The organism is Enterobacter sp. BNK-16, from assembly GCF_048684955.1.
Taxonomy (GTDB): Bacteria; Pseudomonadota; Gammaproteobacteria; order Enterobacterales; family Enterobacteriaceae; genus Enterobacter; species Enterobacter bugandensis.
Window position 1 is genome coordinate 4,601,048 of the sequence record NZ_JBLQTQ010000001.1, and the last position, 20,000, is coordinate 4,621,047.

The following is a 20,000-nucleotide window of genomic DNA, read 5'->3' on the forward strand; positions in this document are numbered from 1 at the left end:
TTTGTTAAGTCCATCATGATTTTCTCAGAAGTGTGAACTAACGCACTCATCTAACTCTTTTATTTCCAAGGAGTAATTATTTATGAACCAGCTAGACGGCATCAAACAATTCACCACCGTGGTTGCAGACAGCGGCGATATCGAGTCGATTCGCCACTATCAGCCAGAGGACGCGACCACCAACCCTTCGCTGCTTCTGAAAGCGGCGGGGCTTGCCCATTTTAGCCATCTGATTGACGACGCGATTGCCTACGGTAAACAGCGCGGGAAAACGCAGGAGCAGCAGGTTGCAGAAGCCAGCGACAAGCTGGCGGTTAATTTTGGTGCGGAAATTCTGAAAAGCATTCCGGGGCGCGTGTCGACCGAAGTGGATGCCCGCCTCTCATTCGATCAGGAAAAGAGTATTAACAAAGCGCGCCGCCTGGTGGAGCTCTACCAGGAACAGGGGATCGATAAGTCACGCATTCTGATCAAGCTCGCGTCCACATGGGAAGGCATCCGCGCGGCAGAGGTTCTGGAAAAAGAGGGGATCCACTGCAACCTGACGCTGCTGTTCTCCTTTGCCCAGGCGCGCGCCTGTGCCGAAGCGGGCGTGTTCCTGATCTCGCCGTTTGTCGGGCGCATCTACGACTGGTATCAGGCGAAACAGCCGATGGACCCGTACGTGGTGGAAGAGGATCCGGGCGTGAAGTCGGTGCGTAATATCTACGACTATTACAAGCAACACCGCTACGAGACCATTGTGATGGGGGCCAGCTTCCGCCGCACCGAGCAGATCCTGGCGCTCGCAGGGTGTGACCGTCTGACCATCTCCCCTGACCTGCTGAAAAAGCTGCAGGAGAGCGACGAAACGGTGATCCGCAAGCTGGTGCCGACCTCTACCGTACTGCCAAAACCGAAAGCCATGACCGAAGCGGAGTTCCGCTGGGAGCATAATCAGGACCCTATGGCCGTGGAAAAACTGGCGGACGGCATCCGCCAGTTCGCCGTCGACCAGCGCAAACTCGAAGATCTTCTCGCCGCCAAACTTTAACCTTGCCACGGAGTGAACTATGTCCCGTAAAGAGCTCGCCAACGCCATTCGCGCCCTCAGCATGGATGCCGTACAAAAAGCCAATTCCGGCCACCCTGGCGCCCCGATGGGGATGGCCGATATTGCCGAAGTGCTGTGGAACGACTTCCTGAAGCACAACCCCACTGACCCAACCTGGTACGACCGCGACCGTTTTATTCTCTCCAACGGCCACGCCTCGATGCTGCTCTACAGCCTGCTGCACCTTTCCGGCTACGACCTGCCGCTTGAGGAGTTAAAAAACTTCCGCCAGCTGCACTCCAAAACGCCGGGCCACCCGGAGATCGGCTATACGCCGGGCGTGGAAACGACCACCGGCCCGCTGGGCCAGGGGCTGGCGAATGCCGTCGGCCTGGCAATTGCCGAGCGTACGCTGGCCGCGCAGTTCAACCAGCCCGACCACGAGATTGTCGATCACTACACCTACGTGTTTATGGGCGACGGCTGCCTGATGGAAGGGATCTCCCACGAGGTCTGCTCGCTGGCGGGCACGCTGGGGCTCGGCAAGCTGATTGGCTTCTATGACCACAACGGCATCTCCATCGACGGGGAAACCGAGGGCTGGTTTACCGACGACACGGCAAAACGCTTCGAGGCCTATCACTGGCACGTGGTGCACGAGATTGACGGCCACGATCCGGAAGCGGTAAAAAAAGCGATTCAGGAAGCGCAGAGCGTGAAGGACAAACCGTCCCTGATTATCTGCCGTACCACCATTGGCTTCGGCTCGCCGAACAAAGCGGGCAAAGAAGAGGCGCACGGCGCTGCGCTGGGCGAAGAGGAAGTGGCGTTAACCCGCCAGAAACTGGGCTGGAAATATCCGCCGTTTGAGATCCCGAAAGAGATCTACAGAGCATGGGATGCCCGCGAAGCGGGTGAAAAAGCGCAGCAGGCCTGGAACGAAAAATTTGCCGCCTACAAAAAAGCGCACCCGGAGCTGGCCGCCGAGTTTTCACGCCGCATGAGCGGCGGCCTGCCGGAAGACTGGGACGATAAAACCCAGGCGCTGATTGAAAATCTGCAGTCCAACCCGGCGAAAATCGCTACCCGTAAGGCATCGCAAAACACCCTGAACGCGATTGGCCCTCTCCTGCCTGAGCTGCTCGGCGGCTCGGCGGATCTGGCGCCAAGCAACCTGACCATCTGGTCAGGCTCTAAATCCCTGAAGGAAGACATTGCCGGGAACTATATCCACTACGGCGTGCGCGAGTTCGGGATGACCGCGATTGCTAACGGCATCGCCCATCACGGCGGCTTCGTGCCTTACACCGCCACCTTCCTGATGTTCGTCGAGTACGCCCGAAACGCGGCGCGTATGGCGGCGCTGATGAAGGCCCGGCAGATCATGGTCTACACCCACGACTCCATCGGGCTGGGGGAAGATGGCCCAACGCACCAGGCGGTAGAGCAGCTGGCAAGCCTGCGCCTGACGCCAAACTTCAGCACCTGGCGTCCGTGCGACCAGGTGGAAGCGGCGGTGGGCTGGAAGCTGGCCGTTGAGCGTCATAACGGGCCCACGGCGCTGATCCTGTCGCGCCAGAACCTGGCGCAGATCGAGCGCACGCCGGAGCAGGTAAAAAACATTGCCCGCGGCGGGTACATCCTGAAAGACAGCGGCGGCAAGCCGGACGTGATCCTGATTGCCACCGGTTCCGAGGTGGAAATCACGGTGAAAGCGGCGGAGAAGCTGACCGCCGAAGGTCACGCGGTGCGCGTGGTATCTCTGCCTTCAACGGATATTTTTGACGCCCAGGACGAGGCGTATCGGGAATCGGTGCTGCCTTCCAGCGTTGCGGCGCGCGTGGCGGTGGAAGCGGGTATTGCCGACTACTGGTATAAGTACGTGGGGCTGAAAGGGGCTATTGTGGGCATGCGGGGTTACGGTGAATCCGCTCCTGCCGACAAGCTGTTCCCGTATTTCGGCTTTACCGTTGAGAATGTGGTGGAGAAAGCGCTGAGCGTGTTGTAGTGCGACAGCGCCATCCGGCAAAACTAGCGAGTGATCCACAGCGTGGGCCAGGCGTCTGGCCCATTCCAGCTATCGCAGCTTGGCTCTTCCGCGTAGCGTACCAGGCGAAAACGCTGGCCGTCAAAACGCCAGCGCGTCTGGATCCCGCAGTCTCCAATACCGCGTCCCAGCGCCAGCGTCGTCAGCTCGCGCGTTTTCTCATCAAAGCGGGCGTTCATCAGCTCCATATCGCTGCTCTGGCTGGAGGGGGTGAACGGCAGACGTAACCTGACGCTACGGGCGGCGAACGGTTTTTTACGCGAGACCTGCCACGCCAGATCGACCGTGTTATAGGCCCCCGCTTCACAGCTGACGATCAACAGCGCTTTGTCATCCGTTAATGCAGTGACGCGCACTTCACGACGGTTAGGATCCAGCGAGCACTGGCTGTTGTTCATCCGCCACGTCCCATAATCCAGCAGATCGTTCAGCTCGCTATGCGTCAGCGGCGTCGGCGTCGGGTTCACCACGGCCACCTTTTTTAATGCCGGTGCTGGAGGCACGCTCAGCGGCGGGCTATCTCCTTTTTTAATCCATGCCGTTTCGCTGCCAACGCGCTTCTGCTGGGCGTCGATAAACAACAGCGCCGCCTTCAGACCGACCAGCGAGATCGTCTGCTTCCCCCCGCGCAGGGTAAGCGCCTGCCCTTCCTGAATGGTTTTCAGAAACGTGGTGATAGTACCCGCATCGTCAGTTTTGAGATGCCAGGGGGTTAACTGCCAGTGCTGCGAATTGAGCTTTAACGGAACGTTGTCGAGCAGCAGGCGCGGGGCAATGTCAGGCTCTTTAACTGGCGGGGCCGAAAGCCCGCCGAGATCGATGCGCAGGCTGGCGTCCGTTTTTGCGCCTGCGCTACGGCTCAGCGTCATGACCAGACCGCGATGCTCGCCGGTATTCCGGGCAACACAAAAATTCTGGTTATTGCAGGTAACCTGCCAGTCTGAAAAAGACTGCTGCGCGGGCGCAGCCCACACCAGAGGTGCGGGTAGCACGCAGAAAAAGAAGAGAAGCAAAACGCAGTAGCGCATGAATGGCACAGCCCCGGAAACGAAAAGGTCAATCTGGGGCGTATCTTCGTGCCCAGGGCGGGCGGGCTCAATCGGATTTATCGGATAGATTTATCTGAAATACACCTTATCACGACATCGGTTTAGGGTTCATTAAGCCGCTGGTTTGCAGATACTGTAACAGGATCACCGCTTTACCGTCGCGGATCTCGCCGCTTTTCACCATCTCAACGGCCTGGGTGAAAGGCATTTCCAGCACTTCAATGTCTTCATCCTCCACGCCGCCGCCGCGATGCGTGCGCTGGGCATCGGTGTATTCCGCAATGAAGAAATGGACCAGCTCGGTCACCCCGCCAGGGGACATGAAAAGCTCAAAGACTTTTTGCACCTCGCCCACTTCAAAACCGGTCTCCTCAACGGCCTCCTTGCGGATGCAGACTTCCGGCTCATCGTCATCAAGCAGGCCGGCGCAGGTTTCAATCAGGCGCCCGTCCGCATTGCCGTTGACCCAGGTCGCGACCCGAAACTGGCGAATCAGCACTACGCTTTGCTTTTCACGGTTATACAGCAGAATGGTTGCGCCATTGCCCCGGTCGTAGACTTCGCGTTTGTGGCGAATCACGTCACCGTTCTTACGGGTTAAATCGTAAGTGATGTTACGCAGGACAAAGTAATTTTCAGAAAGGATTTTGTCTTTGATAACGGTAATGTTCAGGGACATACGGGCTCCACGGCTAAATGAGTCTGTTTATACTACTCCGTGAAGCCCGCTTTGTCGTCCGTCGGCTCAGGCGGCGCGTTACTTCTCGCCAGATTTCAGGTTAATGCCCAAAGCGGCTTTTGGATCAATAACCTTATCTTTAGTATGAATAAGCTATTTGCTCGCTACCGCGTTATCAGGCAATGTACAACTGCCCATGACCTGTGGCTGAGCCATTTTATGCAGAGATCCGTTCCGTGACCGTTAAACGCCCCGTTTCCGGAAGCCTTGCCTGGGCTTTCTTTTCGATCATTGCCCTGTCCGTGCTGACCAGCACCGTCGCGCTGCTGACGCTTGCCAGCAGCCAGCGTGACGCCGAAGCTATCAACATTGCGGGCTCGCTGCGCATGCAGAGCTACCGCCTCGGCTACGAGATGCAGCGCAACAGCCCCTCCCTTATGGCGCATCGTGAGAACTGGCAGCGAACGTTAAGCGCGCCTTCCCTGGAGAAGCTGAACCGCTGGTACGTCCCGGACAACGTCAAGGCGCGCTATCAGCAACTGCATGTGGCCTGGCTGGACATGGACAAGCACATCGCCCGCGGCGACAGCGCATGGTATGACGCTCACATTGAGGATTTTGTCGGCCGCATTGATGCCTTTGTGCTCGCCCTCCAGCACTACACCGAAAATAAAATCCAGACGGTGACCCTCCTCTCTCTGGCTGGCGCGCTCGGGATCCTGCTGCTGACGCTGTTTACCCTGCGGCGCATCCGTCGCCAGGTGGTGTTGCCGCTGAACAACCTGGTGGCCGCCAGCGAACGCATTGAGCGAGGGGAATTTACCACCCCGGCGCCGGACACCGCGCTCCCCAACGAGCTGGGCCAGCTCTCCCGCGCCTTCAACCATATGTCGGGCGAGCTACATACTCTCTATCGGTCGCTCGAAGCCTCCGTCGCGGAAAAGACGCGGCATTTGCATGAAGCCCACCAGCAGCTCGACATGCTGTTCAAATGCTCCCAGGCGCTGAATACCGGGCAGATAGACAGCCTGTGCTTCCGGCATATTTTGCAGATTGTGCATGAATACACGCAGATGAATTACCTGGAGCTACGCACCAGCGACGACTGGCGGCTGTGTGAAGGAACAGAGGTGAGCGGCATTTCTCTGCAAACCCTGCCGGTGCTGATGCAGGATACCCTCTACGGCGAGCTGCGCTGGCAAAGCGAGACGGGCAGCGTTCCTCTTCCGCTGATGAGAAGCGTGGCGACCATGCTCGGACGTGGGCTGTACTTTAACCAGGCGCAGAAGCATTACCAGCAGCTGCTGCTGATGGAGGAGCGCGCCACCATCGCCCGCGAGCTGCATGATTCGCTGGCGCAGGTACTCTCCTATCTGCGGATCCAGCTCACGCTGTTTAAACACGCCGTGCCGGCGGAAAATGCCTCCGCGCAGACGATCATCACCGACTTCTCCCGCGAGCTGAACAACGCCTGGCAGCAACTGCGCGAGCTGCTGACCACCTTCCGCCTGACGCTAAACCATGCGAATTTACCCGCGGCGCTGCAGGAGTCTCTCGATGCCCTGCAGAGCCAGACGCAGGCGAAGCTGCACCTCGACTGCCGCCTCTCCACCCTGGCGCTTGACGCGCAGAAGCAGGTGCATTTGCTGCAGATCGTGCGGGAGGCCGTCCTGAATGCGATTAAGCACGCGCAGGCCAGCGAGATCACCGTCAGCTGCGTGACCGCCGTGGACGGCACGCACAGCGTCAGCATTCGCGACAACGGCATCGGGATTGGCGAGGCCAGCGAGCCGCCGGGACACTACGGGCTGAACATTATGCGAGAACGCGCGCAACGGCTCGGCGGAATGCTGCACTTCTCCCAGCCGCAAAACGGCGGTACGCAGGTCAGCGTGACGTTCCCCGCACCCGCGCCGTTAACAGGTAAATAACGGTAAAGGGGGAAGCGCCGGGAAAAGCGCATGATAATTTACATTATCTCCTTTATTTCTCCACGTTTGGCCTGGGCCTTACCGCTAAAGTGATGCGGGCAATAAACAATAATGACGTGCAGCAAAACGAGGTCACACTTTCATGGCGAATTTTTTCATCGATCGCCCCATTTTTGCCTGGGTGCTTGCCATCCTGTTGTGTCTGACAGGTGTCCTGGCGATTACTTCTCTTCCCGTTGAGCAATATCCCGATCTGGCACCGCCTAACGTGCGTGTCACAGCAAACTACCCCGGCGCGTCCGCACAAACGCTGGAAAATACCGTGACGCAGGTTATCGAGCAGAACATGACGGGTCTGGATAATCTGATGTACATGTCCTCCCAAAGCAGCGCCACGGGACAGGCTACGGTTACCCTGAGCTTTGAGGCGGGCACCGACCCGGACGAAGCGGTGCAGCAGGTACAAAACCAGCTGCAGTCGGCCATGCGTAAATTGCCCCAGGCCGTGCAGAACCAGGGCGTCACCGTGCGTAAAACCGGTGATACCAACATTCTGACCATCGCGTTTGTCTCCACCGATGGCTCAATGGATAAACAGGACATTGCGGACTACGTCGCCAGTAATATTCAGGACCCGCTCAGCCGTATTAACGGCGTGGGGGATATCGACGCCTACGGCTCACAGTACTCGATGCGTATCTGGCTCGATCCCAACAAGCTGAACAGCTATCAGATGACGGCAACCGACGTGACGGACGCCATCAAAGCACAGAACGCCCAAATTGCCGTGGGGCAACTGGGAGGCACGCCTTCCGTCGATAAACAGGCCCTGAACGCCACCATTAATTCGCAATCTCTGCTTCAGACCCCGGACCAGTTCCGCAACATCACCCTGCGCGTGAATCAGGATGGTTCAGAAGTGCGTCTGGGCGACGTTGCTAAGGTGGAAATGGGTGCGGAGAAATACGATTACCTGAGCCGCTTTAACGGCAACCCGGCCTCTGGACTGGGAATTAAGCTGGCCTCCGGCGCAAACGAAATGGCGACGGCGAAGCTGGTATTGGACCGTCTGGATGAGCTGTCGCAGTATTTCCCGCACGGGCTGGAGTACAAGGTCGCCTATGAAACCACCTCCTTCGTTAAAGCCTCGATTGAGGACGTAGTCAAAACCCTGCTGGAAGCGATCGCCCTGGTGTTCCTGGTGATGTACCTGTTCCTGCAAAACTTCCGCGCCACGCTGATCCCCACCATTGCCGTCCCGGTGGTGCTGCTGGGCACCTTTGCGGTGCTTTACGCGTTCGGCTACAGCATCAACACCCTGACGATGTTTGCCATGGTGCTGGCGATTGGCCTGCTGGTGGACGATGCCATTGTGGTAGTCGAAAACGTCGAGCGCATCATGAGCGAAGAGGGGCTTTCCCCGCGTCAGGCGACGCGTAAATCGATGGGACAAATTCAGGGGGCGTTGGTCGGTATCGCGATGGTGCTGTCGGCGGTCTTTATCCCGATGGCCTTCTTTGGCGGTACAACCGGGGCGATTTACCGTCAGTTCTCAATCACCATCGTCTCGGCGATGGTGCTCTCCGTGCTGGTGGCGCTGATCCTCACCCCCGCGCTCTGCGCCACCCTCCTTAAGCCGCTGCACAAAGGGGAACATCACGGCCAGAAAGGGTTCTTCGGCTGGTTTAACCGCATGTTCAACCGCAACGCCGAGCGGTATGAATCTGCCGTCGGCAAAGTGCTACACCGCAGCCTGCGCTGGATGATGATTTACGTTGTGCTGCTGGGCGGCATGGTGTGGCTGTTCCTGCATCTTCCCACCTCGTTCCTGCCGCAGGAAGACCGGGGGATGTTCATCACCTCGGTGCAGCTCCCGAGCGGATCCACCCAGCAGCAGACGCTAAAGGTGGTTCAGAACGTTGAGCAGTACTTCTTCACCAAAGAGAAAAATAACGTTGTTTCGGTCTTCTCTACCGTCGGCTCCGGCCCGGGCGGGAACGGGCAGAACGTCGCCCGCATGTTTGTTCGCTTGAAAGACTGGGACGAACGCGATGCCAGAACGGGAACCTCGTTCGCCATCATTGAACGCGCAACCAAAGCGTTTGCCCGCATTAAAGAGGCGCGCGTCTTTGCCAGCAGCCCGCCCGCAATCAGCGGCCTGGGCAGTTCCGCCGGTTTTGATATGGAGCTACAGGATCACGCCGGCGCGGGCCACTCGGCCCTGATGGCCGCGCGCGATAAGCTGCTAGAACTAGCAGGGAAAGATCCCGGCCTGACCCGCGTTCGTCACAACGGTCTTGACGACAGCCCGCAGCTTCAGGTGGATATCGACCAGCGTAAGGCGCAGGCGCTGGGCGTGTCGATCGACGATATCAACGACACCCTGCAAACCGCATGGGGCTCAAGCTACGTAAATGACTTTATGGATCGCGGCCGCGTGAAAAAAGTGTATGTCCAGGCAGCCGCGCCGTTCCGCATGTTGCCGGATGATATTAACCGCTGGTTTGTACGCAATAATTCTGGCGGAATGGTCCCCTTCTCCGCCTTTGCCACGTCGCGCTGGGAGAGCGGTTCGCCGCGTCTGGAGCGCTATAACGGCTATTCCGCAGTTGAGATCGTCGGGGAAGCCGCGCCGGGCGTCAGCACCGGTACCGCCATGGACACCATGGAAAAACTGGTGCAGCAGTTGCCTGCCGGTTTTGGTCTGGAATGGACGGCCATGTCTTACCAGGAACGCCTCTCCGGGGCGCAGGCCCCTGCCCTCTATGCGCTTTCTTTGCTGGTGGTCTTCCTCTGCCTTGCCGCGCTGTATGAGAGCTGGTCGGTTCCGTTCTCGGTCATGCTGGTGGTGCCGCTTGGGGTTATCGGTGCGCTGCTGGCGACCTGGCTGCGCGGCCTGGAGAACGACGTTTACTTCCAGGTGGGGCTACTTACGGTGATCGGCTTGTCGGCGAAAAACGCCATTCTGATCGTTGAGTTTGCCAACGAGATGAATGCCAAAGGCCACGAGCTGATGGCCGCCACGCTGCACGCCTGCCGCCAGCGCCTACGTCCGATCCTGATGACCTCACTGGCGTTTATTTTTGGCGTACTGCCGATGGCAACCAGCACGGGTGCAGGCTCAAGCAGCCAGCATGCGGTGGGTACCGGCGTCATGGGGGGGATGATTTCGGCCACCATCCTGGCGATTTATTTTGTGCCGCTGTTCTTTGTGCTGGTGCGTCGTCGCTTCCCGCTCCGGGAGCGACAGGAATAACCCGCAGTCATAAAAAAAGGCGGCTTAATCGGCCGCCTTTTTATTGTGTGATTAATTCACACTATGGTTATTTTACTTATTTTAGTGCTCTTGCAATTCTTACTGAATGTCATTTACGAAGCATGCCTTCGATAAAATCTTTCCAGTTCCCCAGTTCACGTTCAATCATAACAACCTCTCTTATTATTATGCGCATTCTACGAAAACGTATCATCATTGTGAAGACTGTTTAACCAATCACTGTGATTGTACCCCGCCACCGTTGGGGATTTATGATAAATATGAATGGAGGAGTTTAAATTTTGTGTGACGACCAGCAATATTTTGAAATAACCCTACGAACGGGTGAGTTTTATTTTACGCGCTGAGTTTATTCAGAATTTAAACACGGTGGACATCTATGCTTAAATGGTGAAAGTATATTCAGCGTACAAGTGTGAGTTGAATTAAGAAGAAGTGTAAATCCAGAGCATTCTTGAGTGTGTTATATTCCACCTAAAGATATATCTTCGAATTTACTGAACGTTTAATCGCCATAAGAGCAAAAGGATTCAACATGGTTGTGATGTACGGCATTAAAAATTGCGACACCATCAAAAAAGCACGCCGCTGGCTGGAAACTAATAACGTCGAGTACCGCTTCCACGATTATCGTGCCGACGGGCTTGATGCAGAATTTCTGCATACCGCCATTAACGAACTGGGATGGGAAGCGCTGCTGAATACCCGCGGCACCACCTGGCGTAAGCTGGACGAATCCGTGCGCGCCAGCATCGTTGACGCTGACAGCGCGGCAAAGTTAATGCTCGACATGCCGGCAATTATCAAACGCCCATTGCTCTGCAAGCCAGGTCAGCCTATGCTGCTGGGTTTCAGTGAAACCCTTTATTCTGACTTTTTCGTAGAGGTGTAGTGTATGTCATGCCCGGTCATTGAGCTGACTCAACAGCTTATTCGCCGTCCCTCCCTTAGCCCGGACGACGCAGGTTGTCAGGCATTAATGATTGAGCGCCTGCGCGCCATCGGTTTTACCGTTGAGCGCATGGATTTTGGCGACACCCAGAACTTCTGGGCGTGGCGTGGCCAGGGCGAAACGCTGGCCTTTGCCGGGCACACTGACGTCGTTCCCGCGGGTGACGCTGATCGCTGGATTAATCCGCCGTTTGAGCCGACCATCCGCGATGGCATGCTCTTCGGCCGCGGCGCGGCAGACATGAAAGGCTCGCTGGCGGCGATGGTTGTGGCGGCAGAGCGCTTTGTGGCTCAGCATCCGAACCACAAAAACCGTCTCGCGTTCTTGATCACCTCCGATGAAGAAGCCAGCGCCCATAACGGTACCGTGAAGGTCGTTGAGGCGCTGATGGCGCGCAATGAACGTCTTGACTACTGTCTGGTCGGCGAGCCGTCCAGTACCGAAGTGGTGGGTGATGTCGTCAAAAATGGTCGCCGCGGCTCGCTGACCTGTAACCTGACCATACATGGGGTTCAGGGGCATGTGGCTTACCCGCATCTGGCCGATAACCCGGTCCACCGCGCCGCGCCAATGCTGAACGAACTGGTAGGCATCGAGTGGGATAAAGGCAACGAGTTCTTCCCGCCGACCAGCATGCAGATCGCCAACGTCAAGGCCGGAACCGGCAGTAACAACGTCATCCCGGGAGATTTCTTCGTCCAGTTCAACTTCCGCTTCAGTACCGAACTGACCGACGAGACGATCAAAGCGCGCGTTGTCGCTCTGCTGGAAAAATACAACCTGCGCTACACCGTTGACTGGTGGCTTTCCGGCCAGCCGTTCCTGACGCAGCGCGGCAAGCTGGTGGATGCGGTGGTGAACGCCATTGAGCACTATAATGAAATTAAGCCGCAGCTGCTGACGACGGGCGGCACCTCAGACGGACGCTTTATCGCCCGCATGGGTGCACAGGTTGTCGAACTGGGTCCGGTTAACGCGACGATTCACAAAATCAACGAGTGTGTGAACGCAGCCGATTTACAACTGCTGGCCCGCATGTATCAACGTATTATGGAGCAACTCGTCGCCTGACGAGCGCTCAGAGAGGAATAGCGAATGGATTGGCTTGCAAAGTACTGGTGGATTCTGGTGCTGGTGTTTCTGGTCGGCGTACTGCTGAACGTGATTAAAGACCTTAAGCGCGTTGACCACAAAAAGTTTCTCGCGAATAAGCCGGATCTCCCGCCGCACCGTGATTTTAACGACAAGTGGGACGATGACGACGACTGGCCGAAGAAAGACCAGAAGAAGTAATCGGTCTGTATCCCCTCTCCTGTGGAGAGGGGATAACCTCACATAAATTCAACAATATCATCATCATTCGGCTTACCGCCGCTGAGCGCTTCATCAAAGTAGTGCTTCGGCACGGTATAGCGCAGATGGTCGAGCGCAAACTGCATGCTGCGGTCGTCGATCGCGTGGCCCAGATCGTCAACAATATCCAGCGTCACATCCCCGCCCTCACGCACCAGCGCTTCCTGGGCAGCTACCGCATGCGAAAGCTCAATCACCCGATCTTCACCACCGTGAATGAGATGGATGGTGGTCTGCGTGGTCGCGCTTGTCGGTAGCGTTGCATAACGCCCGTTAAAAGCGATGACGCGTGAAGCCAGACCGGGCTGCGCTTTTACGCTTTCCAGCGACATGATTGACCCCTGCGAGAAGCCAATCAGCGCCGTTGCGTCAGCGCCTACGCCGCTCTGCTGCTGCCAGTAGCGCACGATGTCGATAAACGTGGGCATGATCGCATCAATGCGCGCCTGACGGTTCTCCTCCGTCACGGCCTGAACCGGGAACCACTGCCGTCCGTCTGGACCGCACGGCTCCACGCCGCCGATGCTGACGATCAATGCTTCCGGAAAAACGGGCGCAAACCAGCGGCCAATCTGTCCCATATTGACGGCATTATCGCCCACGCCATGAAACAGGAGCAGTAACTGTTTAGCCGGTTTGTCAGGGCTTTGAACAACAAAATGGTCGTGTTTCATGGCGGTCTCCTTAATTGATGAGCAGGATTTTACGCCTCTGCGGGGTAATGACCATGCCACTTTACTGAAGAAGTCATTGAAAAAATTGCCATTGCAAAATGTCGGCTTTCAGCTGCTGGCAGCGGGAATAATCAAGGCTCTCAAGCGCTTGCGCGGTTTCACTCCGCAGTTTAGCCAGTAGCGCTTTTCGCCCCTTCTCCTCCGTCTTACCCTCTATTTTCCCGCGCAGCGCCGGGAGCGGCATGTCTGTAGCAAACACCAGCCGCGTCAGGGCAGCAACCGAGGTTGAAAATGCCCGGTGCGCAAAGGCAAACCCCGCCAGCTCCAGCCAGTCGTCACTATTAAGGGTAGCTTCCCAGGCATCGGTCACCGGGATCTTTTCGCCGTTCCAGGCTGAAAGAACGCGCATATCACGACACAGGCGCTGGTGCTCCTGCGCGCACAGGTGGTGCCCGGCCTCGCTATGCGGCAGTAAGGCCATCGCCGTGTAGCACCCGCTGCTGGCTTCCCGATGGCTGCCCATTCGCACCAGCACAAAGCCGCACTGCCGCCAGAAACGCCACAGCTCGTCGGTATAGCCAAAACTTACCGAGAGATAATCTTCACCGCTGACGCTGCGAATAAGCCGCTGGCCGATGCCTTCCCGTTGACGGTGGGGATGCACCGCAATGCGGCTAATCCGCCGCCCCTTCAGCGTCGCCGCAAGAGGCGACCCGCCGTGCGCCGCCAGTGACTGCGCCACAAGGTTCCCGCGAGGACGACGAAAGCCCGCCCACACCGCGCGGCTCAGATCGGGGGGTAATCCCCCCTCTTCCACCAGCCAGAGCGCGCCCGCCATATCCGCACCCGCGTGTGCAACCGCAAAGTGCTGGCCGGGGGCGTCCATCATCCGGCGTAAATCGAGCGGGGACGTCCGGTAGTGCGCGGCACACAGCAGTTCATACACGCTTGCCACGCGCGCCGGGTCGCTCTCCCACATCTGCGGCTCCAGCAACCGTATACGCACATCACCTTCCGGTTTGCGGTCAATAAGCACGTCGTCAAACAGCAGCGTATTCGCCACTATCCGCTCAAGCGGACACCCGGCCGCCCAGCGAATGGGGGTGGTTAAGGTATAGCGCCGCAGCCCGCTGAACCGGGCGCAGAACTTAAGCAGAAACCCCCTGCCCGTGCCTTCATAACCCTGGACCGTGGTGGTCAGCAATACGCGGGGAAAGCGCGACACCAGCTTGTCCAGCAGCGGGCCGGGGATGGCTGCGGCTTCATCAACAATCAGCCAGTCGGCTTCTGTCGTGGAGGCCAGCAGCGCATCCGGGGCCATAAAGTGAAAACGCTCGCCAGCGAAGCGCGCAATGACATCCGTTGCCCCTTTGGCCGGTGCAGTGACCACCGCACTCCCCTGAATGCTGTTGAGCAGCATCCCCGCGAGGGCTGACTTTCCGCGCCCCCGCGGTGCCGTCACGGCAGCGACGCCCGCAGGCATGGTCAGAAGCGCGTCGAGGATCTCCGCCTGCTCGCGCTGCGGCTCGCCGCTGGCTGGCTGCCAGGCGGGCGAATCCGGCGCAGCGGGAAGAGAGAGAGGACGGTGCTGTTGCCAGACGATCGCATCCGCATCGGCGGCAAGCGTCCGGCAAAAATGGTGAACGAAGCGCGGGGTGGCGATGGGTTCCGCGCTGTCGCTCCAGCGCACGGAATCGCCGTCGGGCCTGTCGGCCCAGTCAGCGAGAGGCGGCACCAGCAGCACCAGCAGGCTTCCGGCGCGCAGCGTCCCGCTGAGTGCGGCAAAGGCTGAAACATCAAACCCGGCACGCGCATCAAAAACGGCGTGCAGGTATTCGCGCCCCAGCATCCCGCTAACGGCTTTTGAGGGATTCTCCTCCAGCCACAGCCAGTCTCCCGGCAAGGCATCACGCAGGCCAGCCGCCTGGCTCAACGTCCATTGTTCATCGCCAGTGAGCACCACCAGACGGCGGTGCCCGGTACGCTCAAGCTCTCGCGTCAGATGTTCAAACGACACCATCACATGGCTTTGCCGAAGGTATTACACTGGGCCGGATCGCCGCTGTCAAAGCCGCGCTTGAACCAGCTGTAGCGCTGCTGTGACGTACCGTGAGTGAAACTGTCCGGCACGACATGACCCTGGCTCTGCTGCTGCAAACGGTCGTCGCCGATGGCCTCAGCCGCGTTTAATGCCTCTTCAAGATCCCCGGATTCCAGCACGCCCTGCTGCTGCATGCTGTGGCCCCAGACGCCCGCGAAGCAGTCCGCCTGCAGTTCCATTTTGACGGAAAGGCGGTTCACTTCGGCCTGAGACGCGTTCTGCTGCAGCTGGCGCACTTTGGGCTCAATCCCCAGCAGCTTTTGCACGTGATGGCCGACTTCATGCGCGATAACGTAGCCCTGAGCAAAATCACCGTCAGCGCCAAGCTTGCGTTTCATGTCATCGTAAAAAGAGAGATCGATATAGACGGTGCCGTCTGCCGGGCAATAGAACGGCCCCATAACAGATTGCCCGGTACCGCATCCGGTGCGGGTTGCGCCCCGGTACATCACCAGCTTCGGCTGCTGGTAGGTGCGCCCCATCTTCTCGAACTGCTGACTCCAGGTGTCTTCAGTTGTGGCGAGAATAACGGAGGTAAATTTGGCCGCTTCATCTTCATTCGGGCTGATGGAGTGCTGAGACTGTTGCTGCTGTAGCGGTTGACCGGTCATCAGACCGGTGAGGTCGACGCCGTAATACCCTGCGACCAGCACCACAATCAGCAGGATGATACCGCCCTTGCCGCTGGGTAAGCGGAAGCCGGGCCCGCCCATTGAAGGACCGCCGCCACCATCACTGCGTCTGTCTTCTACATTGTCACTTTCACGACGCCCTTGCCAGCGCATAACCACCTCGAACTATTCCATTAATAATAGCTATGATCGTAGGCGGTTAACGGCAAGATTACCATAGGAAACAAAGGTAAGACGCCAAAGGATGCGAACATCCTTTGGCAACTGAGGGACTTAGTCGAGCTTAACGCCTAAACGGTGAGCTACCGCCTCGTAGGCTTCAATCAGGCCACCCAGGCTCTGACGGAAACGGTCTTTGTCCATTTTATCCAGGGTTTCTTTATCCCACAGGCGGCTGCCGTCCGGGGAGAACTCGTCGCCCAGCACCACTTCACCTTTGAACAGACCAAACTCCAGCTTGAAGTCGACGAGGATCAGGCCCGCGTCATCAAACAGCTTTTTCAGCACGTCGTTGGCTTTGTAGGTCAGTTCCTGCATGCGCGCCAGGTTCTCTTTGCTCACCCAGCCGAAGGTTTCGCAGTAGGATTCGTTGACCATTGGGTCGTGCATGGCATCGTTTTTCAGGAACAGGTCGAACAGCGGTGGATTCAGCTCGATACCTTCTTCAATGCCCAGACGCTTCACCAGGGAGCCTGCCGCACGGTTACGAATCACGCACTCAACCGGAACCATATCCAGTTTTTTCACCAGACATTCCGTATCGGACAGCAACGCTTCCATCTGGGTCGGGATACCCGCTTCGGCCAGTTTGGTCATAATGAAGTGGTTGAACTTGTTGTTCACCATGCCTTTACGATCGAACTGCTCAATACGGGCGCCATCCCCTGCTGACGTATCATTGCGGAACTCGAGCACCAACAGATCCGGGTTCTCCGTGCTGTATACGGTCTTCGCTTTGCCACGATACAACTCAGCTTGCTTCTGCATCTTCATTACTCCTGGTGTGATAATTTGCGTTCAAAACGGGGTATATTATGCCACGCACACGTTTGCGTAGCACGAAAATAAAAAGGGCGGGATTAACCCGCCCTCCTATTTATTTGCTGAATGCTGCCTGGAAGACAGCGACCAGCGCATCGTTCTGCGCCTGGGTCAGCGTGTGACCTTTTGGATCGATAAACTGCAGGCTGCTGCGGTTATCGAGGTCACCTACCTGAATCTTGTAATCACCGGAGGCAAGCTGAGGATCTTTGGCGCCCAGCTCCTGCCACGCGCTGTCGGACAGCGGCTTATAGGTCGCCGTCATGCTGCCGGTTGAACGGGTGCTGTCGGTCACTTTCATGCCCACTTTTTCCAGCGTCGCTGGCAGGCGCTGCCAGGTCTGGTTAAACGGTGCACGCACCACCAGCATTGGCAGGCCGGTGTCATCCGCGCCGCTCTGAACGTCGTAAGTGACGCCGTTACGGTTCTGCGCGGCGTTGGCGGCATCGGTAGCGGTCTTATCCAGACCTGCGGCGATCACGTTCAGCATTTCAGTGCTGTAACGCTGCATAGAGGCGGCATCCGCAACCGGTTTACCCGCCTGCTCCAGGTTCAACAGCTTAACGTTAACTGCCTGCTGGTAACCCTGTGGTTTCACGGAGACCTGATAGCGTCCACGGTACTGCTGATCTTCATCAAGACGGTTCCACTCGATCCAGTCGGTGGTTAACGTCTGGCTGGCGTCATCGCGCTTATCAATGGTGTAATTCTTCGCCTGAATAACGCTGACGACCTGTGGCCACAGATTGCTTCCGCGCGCGCTTTCAACCAGCAGAGACGCCGTGTCACCGGTGAACTGGGTACGCGCCCCGCTTACCAGCGCCAGAGGCTGTGCTGGCGGACGAATATCAAGCGCTTTACCAACCAGGCCGCTGCCGTTGGTCACGGGAATATTATAATCGCCGTTTTGAATCGGCAGGATCATACCAGCCGGTGCATGAAGTTCAGCAAGCGGGGTCGCATCCAGATAGGATTCATCACCGCTCACCTGGCGCTTGTAGCGCGAGTCTGAACTACAGGCAGCGAGCAGCATAACAAGCGAAACACTCGCAACCTTCGCCAGGCGCGACTTCTGTACTGAATAAGCCATCAAATCTCCCTAAACTTTACAGCAAACCGGCATGCTTCAGCGCTGCCCTGACGATGTCGCGACCGTGGTCGGTAATCGGTGTCATTGGCAAACGCAGCGTATCGGATGCTACAAGCCCCAACTCCTTACACGCCCATTTCACTGGGATCGGATTGGGTTCGACAAATAATTTATTGTGCAACGGCATCAGACGCTGATTAATGACACGCGCTTCATTATAGTGACCGGCTGCGGCCAGTTTGCACATTTCAGCCATATCGCGCGCCGCAACGTTCGCCGTTACGGAGATCACGCCATGACCACCAAGCTGCATAAAGTCCAGCGAGGTCGCATCATCACCACTCAACAGGATAAAGTCGTCTGAAACCAGCTCTTTGATCTGATGAACGCGGCTTAAGTTCCCTGTCGCCTCTTTAATACCGATAATATTTTTTACTTCCGAGAGACGACCAACGGTTTCCGGCAGCATATCGCAGCCGGTACGTGACGGCACATTATACAGAATTTGTGGCAAGTCAGTATGTTCAGCGATGGCTTTGAAGTGCTGGAACAAACCTTCCTGAGTAGGACGGTTGTAGTAAGGGGTGACCGTCAGACAGCCCACGATGCCGCTGTCGTTAAAACGTTTGGTCAGGCTGATCGCTTCTGCGGTCGCATTAGCACCTGTCCCCGCAATGACCGGAATACGTCCGTCAGCCAGTTCCAGGGTCAGCATAACCACATCGCCGTGCTCTTCGTGGCTCAGCGTTGCAGATTCACCGGTAGTCCCTACCGAAACGATCGCCGAGGTTCCATTGGCGACATGGTAATCAATCAGCTTTTTCATGCTGGACCGGCAGACATTACCTTTTTCATCCATCGGTGTAACAAGCGCGACAATACTTCCCGTGAACATGAGCCATCCTCTGTGCGAACAAGAGCCTCAATGGTACGTTTGGAACTGTAATAAAAGCAAGCGACCTGAGGCCCTCTGGCGGTTGTATGCACGTTTTTTTTATGCTTTCCTTAGGAAGACTTAACCATGCAAAGGAAGAACAGGTTTGACAACCTCATCACAACATTACCTGGTTATCACCGCGCTGGGTGCCGACAGGCCGGGTATCGTGAACACCATCACCCGTCACGTGAGCAGCTGCGGCTGTAACATCGAAGACAGCCGCCTGGCGATGCTCGGCGAAGAGTTCACGTTTATCATGCTGCTGTCCGGAACATGGAATGCCATTACCCTTATTGAATCCACCCTGCCGCTGAAAGGCGCGGAGCTGGATTTGCTGATCGTCATGAAGCGCACCACCGCGCGCCCGCGTCCGGCCATGCCCGCGACCGTCTGGGTGCAGGTTGAAGTCCCTGATTCTCCGCATCTGATTGAGCGCTTTACCGCGCTGTTCGACAGCCATCAGATGAACATTGCGGAACTCGTCTCTCGCACGCAGCCGGGCGACGAAAGCACCGTTCCTACGCTCTTTATTCAAATTACCGCACACAGCCCTGCCTCGCAGGATGCGTCAAATATCGAGCAAGCGTTCAAAGCCCTCTGTACAGAATTAAACGCGCAGGGCAGTATAAGCGTCGTCAATTATTCGCAGCACGAACAGGATGGAGTTGAGTAATGAATCCACTGAAAGCCGGTGACTTCGCACCGAAATTTAGCTTACCGGATCAAGACGGTGAGCAAGTAAATTTGACCGACTTCCAGGGACAGCGTGTTCTGGTCTATTTCTACCCGAAAGCCATGACCCCCGGCTGCACCGTACAGGCCTGCGGCTTACGCGACAACATGGACGAGTTGAAGAAAGTCGGCGTGGAAGTGCTGGGAATCAGCACGGATAAACCAGAAAAGCTGTCACGATTTGCGGAAAAAGAGTTGCTGAACTTCACGCTGCTTTCCGACGAAGACCACCAGGTCTGCGAGCAGTTCGGCGTCTGGGGTGAAAAGACCTTTATGGGTAAAACCTACGACGGCATTCACCGCATCAGCTTCCTGATTGACGCTGACGGTAAAGTTGAACATGTGTTTGACGACTTCAAAACCAGCAACCACCACGACGTGGTGTTGAACTGGCTGAAACAAAGCGCCTGATAAACAGCAAAATGGCAACCCAGGTTGCCGTTTTTAGTGTTTTCCCCTCTCCCACAGGGAG

General features: G+C 57.1%; 18 protein-coding genes. 9 read left to right on the forward strand and 9 right to left on the reverse strand.

Going from position 1 to position 20,000, the window contains the following annotated elements; all coding sequences use genetic code 11:
* Positions 1-82: 82 nt before the first annotated feature.
* Positions 83-1,033, forward strand: coding sequence for a transaldolase (tal, locus tag ACMGGH_RS22105; protein ID WP_028014009.1), 951 nt, complete (start codon positions 83-85; stop codon positions 1,031-1,033).
* A gap of 19 nt (positions 1,034-1,052) precedes the next feature.
* The gene (tkt, locus tag ACMGGH_RS22110; protein WP_028014010.1) at positions 1,053-3,041 is read left to right on the forward strand and encodes a transketolase; all 1,989 of its coding nucleotides are present in this window, start codon (positions 1,053-1,055) and stop codon (positions 3,039-3,041) included.
* Positions 3,042-3,064: 23 nt separating this feature from the next.
* Here tkt and ACMGGH_RS22115 read toward each other — a convergent pair whose 3' ends face one another.
* Positions 3,065-4,108 (reverse strand): DUF1176 domain-containing protein, encoded by a 1,044-nt coding sequence (locus ACMGGH_RS22115; RefSeq protein WP_041908786.1) that lies wholly within the window; start codon positions 4,106-4,108, stop codon positions 3,065-3,067.
* A gap of 109 nt (positions 4,109-4,217) precedes the next feature.
* Positions 4,218-4,808 carry a GDP-mannose pyrophosphatase NudK gene (nudK, locus tag ACMGGH_RS22120; protein ID WP_041908784.1) on the reverse strand — a complete coding sequence of 197 codons (591 nt, stop codon included), beginning with the start codon at positions 4,806-4,808 and terminating at the stop codon, positions 4,218-4,220.
* A 236-nt stretch (positions 4,809-5,044) separates the two neighbouring features.
* Between nudK and narQ the strand changes: the two genes are divergently transcribed.
* Together narQ and acrD are read left to right on the forward strand one after the other, a co-directional pair.
* Positions 5,045-6,739, forward strand: a complete 1,695-nt coding sequence (narQ, locus tag ACMGGH_RS22125) for a nitrate/nitrite two-component system sensor histidine kinase NarQ (RefSeq protein ID WP_232948911.1) — start codon at positions 5,045-5,047, stop codon at positions 6,737-6,739.
* A gap of 142 nt (positions 6,740-6,881) precedes the next feature.
* On the forward strand, positions 6,882-9,995 hold the full coding sequence (acrD, locus tag ACMGGH_RS22130) for a multidrug efflux RND transporter permease AcrD (RefSeq protein ID WP_045631020.1): 3,114 nt from the start codon (positions 6,882-6,884) through the stop codon (positions 9,993-9,995).
* Positions 9,996-10,104: 109 nt separating this feature from the next.
* On the opposite strand, the gene ypfM is transcribed toward acrD, so the two are convergent.
* A complete protein-coding gene (gene ypfM, locus ACMGGH_RS22135) occupies positions 10,105-10,164 on the reverse strand; it encodes a protein YpfM (protein ID WP_015572204.1) in 60 nt (19 codons plus the stop codon).
* 387 nt (positions 10,165-10,551) lie between these two features.
* Between ypfM and ACMGGH_RS22140 the strand changes: the two genes are divergently transcribed.
* The 3 genes from ACMGGH_RS22140 to ACMGGH_RS22150 are packed head-to-tail and all read left to right on the forward strand — an operon-like array spanning position 10,552 to position 12,261.
* Complete coding sequence (locus ACMGGH_RS22140; protein WP_045261161.1) at positions 10,552-10,908, forward strand: ArsC family reductase; 357 nt, start codon at positions 10,552-10,554, stop codon at positions 10,906-10,908.
* Positions 10,909-10,911: 3 nt separating this feature from the next.
* Positions 10,912-12,039, forward strand: a complete 1,128-nt coding sequence (gene dapE / locus ACMGGH_RS22145; RefSeq protein WP_028014016.1) for a succinyl-diaminopimelate desuccinylase — start codon at positions 10,912-10,914, stop codon at positions 12,037-12,039.
* 24 nt (positions 12,040-12,063) lie between these two features.
* Positions 12,064-12,261: a YpfN family protein gene (locus tag ACMGGH_RS22150; protein ID WP_013098222.1), complete on the forward strand. Its 198-nt coding sequence runs from the start codon at positions 12,064-12,066 to the stop codon at positions 12,259-12,261.
* A 38-nt stretch (positions 12,262-12,299) separates the two neighbouring features.
* Here ACMGGH_RS22150 and ypfH read toward each other — a convergent pair whose 3' ends face one another.
* The 6 genes from ypfH to dapA form a co-directional block, all read right to left on the reverse strand.
* The gene (gene ypfH, locus ACMGGH_RS22155) at positions 12,300-12,995 is read right to left on the reverse strand and encodes an esterase (RefSeq protein WP_232948912.1); all 696 of its coding nucleotides are present in this window, start codon (positions 12,993-12,995) and stop codon (positions 12,300-12,302) included.
* Between the two features lie 73 nt (positions 12,996-13,068).
* Entirely contained in the window at positions 13,069-15,015 is a 1,947-nt protein-coding gene (locus ACMGGH_RS22160; RefSeq protein ID WP_420299213.1) for a tRNA(Met) cytidine acetyltransferase TmcA, read from the reverse strand.
* Positions 15,015-15,881, reverse strand: a complete 867-nt coding sequence (locus tag ACMGGH_RS22165; protein ID WP_028014019.1) for a neutral zinc metallopeptidase — start codon at positions 15,879-15,881, stop codon at positions 15,015-15,017. The genes ACMGGH_RS22160 and ACMGGH_RS22165 overlap by 1 nt, the downstream gene beginning before the upstream one ends.
* A 120-nt stretch (positions 15,882-16,001) precedes the next feature.
* Complete coding sequence (purC, locus tag ACMGGH_RS22170) at positions 16,002-16,715, reverse strand: phosphoribosylaminoimidazolesuccinocarboxamide synthase (protein ID WP_023332985.1); 714 nt, start codon at positions 16,713-16,715, stop codon at positions 16,002-16,004.
* A 109-nt stretch (positions 16,716-16,824) separates the two neighbouring features.
* On the reverse strand, positions 16,825-17,859 hold the full coding sequence (bamC, locus tag ACMGGH_RS22175) for an outer membrane protein assembly factor BamC (RefSeq protein WP_028014020.1): 1,035 nt from the start codon (positions 17,857-17,859) through the stop codon (positions 16,825-16,827).
* Positions 17,860-17,875: 16 nt separating this feature from the next.
* On the reverse strand, positions 17,876-18,754 hold the full coding sequence (gene dapA, locus ACMGGH_RS22180; protein WP_028014021.1) for a 4-hydroxy-tetrahydrodipicolinate synthase: 879 nt from the start codon (positions 18,752-18,754) through the stop codon (positions 17,876-17,878).
* Positions 18,755-18,899: 145 nt separating this feature from the next.
* On the opposite strand from dapA, the gene ACMGGH_RS22185 reads away from it, so the two are divergent.
* Together ACMGGH_RS22185 and bcp are read left to right on the forward strand one after the other, a co-directional pair.
* Complete coding sequence (locus ACMGGH_RS22185) at positions 18,900-19,469, forward strand: glycine cleavage system transcriptional repressor (protein ID WP_028014022.1); 570 nt, start codon at positions 18,900-18,902, stop codon at positions 19,467-19,469.
* On the forward strand, positions 19,469-19,939 hold the full coding sequence (gene bcp / locus ACMGGH_RS22190; RefSeq protein ID WP_232948913.1) for a thioredoxin-dependent thiol peroxidase: 471 nt from the start codon (positions 19,469-19,471) through the stop codon (positions 19,937-19,939). Before ACMGGH_RS22185 ends, bcp begins: the two co-directional genes overlap by 1 nt.
* The last annotated feature ends 61 nt before the right edge of the window (positions 19,940-20,000 follow it).

Bases quoted from the DNA above. Each gene is read 5' to 3' on its own strand.
- purC (WP_023332985.1), bottom strand. From the start codon at position 16,715: ATGCAGAAGCAAGCTGAGTTGTATCGTGGCAAAGCGAAGACCGTATAC.
- acrD (WP_045631020.1), top strand. From the start codon at position 6,882: ATGGCGAATTTTTTCATCGATCGCCCCATTTTTGCCTGGGTGCTTGCC.
- ACMGGH_RS22160 (WP_420299213.1), bottom strand. From the start codon at position 15,015: ATGGTGTCGTTTGAACATCTGACGCGAGAGCTTGAGCGTACCGGGCAC.
- bcp (WP_232948913.1), top strand. From the start codon at position 19,469: ATGAATCCACTGAAAGCCGGTGACTTCGCACCGAAATTTAGCTTACCG.
- ACMGGH_RS22115 (WP_041908786.1), bottom strand. From the start codon at position 4,108: ATGCGCTACTGCGTTTTGCTTCTCTTCTTTTTCTGCGTGCTACCCGCA.
- dapE (WP_028014016.1), top strand. From the start codon at position 10,912: ATGTCATGCCCGGTCATTGAGCTGACTCAACAGCTTATTCGCCGTCCC.
- ACMGGH_RS22150 (WP_013098222.1), top strand. From the start codon at position 12,064: ATGGATTGGCTTGCAAAGTACTGGTGGATTCTGGTGCTGGTGTTTCTG.
- tkt (WP_028014010.1), top strand. From the start codon at position 1,053: ATGTCCCGTAAAGAGCTCGCCAACGCCATTCGCGCCCTCAGCATGGAT.
- tal (WP_028014009.1), top strand. From the start codon at position 83: ATGAACCAGCTAGACGGCATCAAACAATTCACCACCGTGGTTGCAGAC.
- ACMGGH_RS22140 (WP_045261161.1), top strand. From the start codon at position 10,552: ATGGTTGTGATGTACGGCATTAAAAATTGCGACACCATCAAAAAAGCA.
- ypfH (WP_232948912.1), bottom strand. From the start codon at position 12,995: ATGAAACACGACCATTTTGTTGTTCAAAGCCCTGACAAACCGGCTAAA.
- ACMGGH_RS22165 (WP_028014019.1), bottom strand. From the start codon at position 15,881: ATGCGCTGGCAAGGGCGTCGTGAAAGTGACAATGTAGAAGACAGACGC.
- bamC (WP_028014020.1), bottom strand. From the start codon at position 17,859: ATGGCTTATTCAGTACAGAAGTCGCGCCTGGCGAAGGTTGCGAGTGTT.
- dapA (WP_028014021.1), bottom strand. From the start codon at position 18,754: ATGTTCACGGGAAGTATTGTCGCGCTTGTTACACCGATGGATGAAAAA.
- nudK (WP_041908784.1), bottom strand. From the start codon at position 4,808: ATGTCCCTGAACATTACCGTTATCAAAGACAAAATCCTTTCTGAAAAT.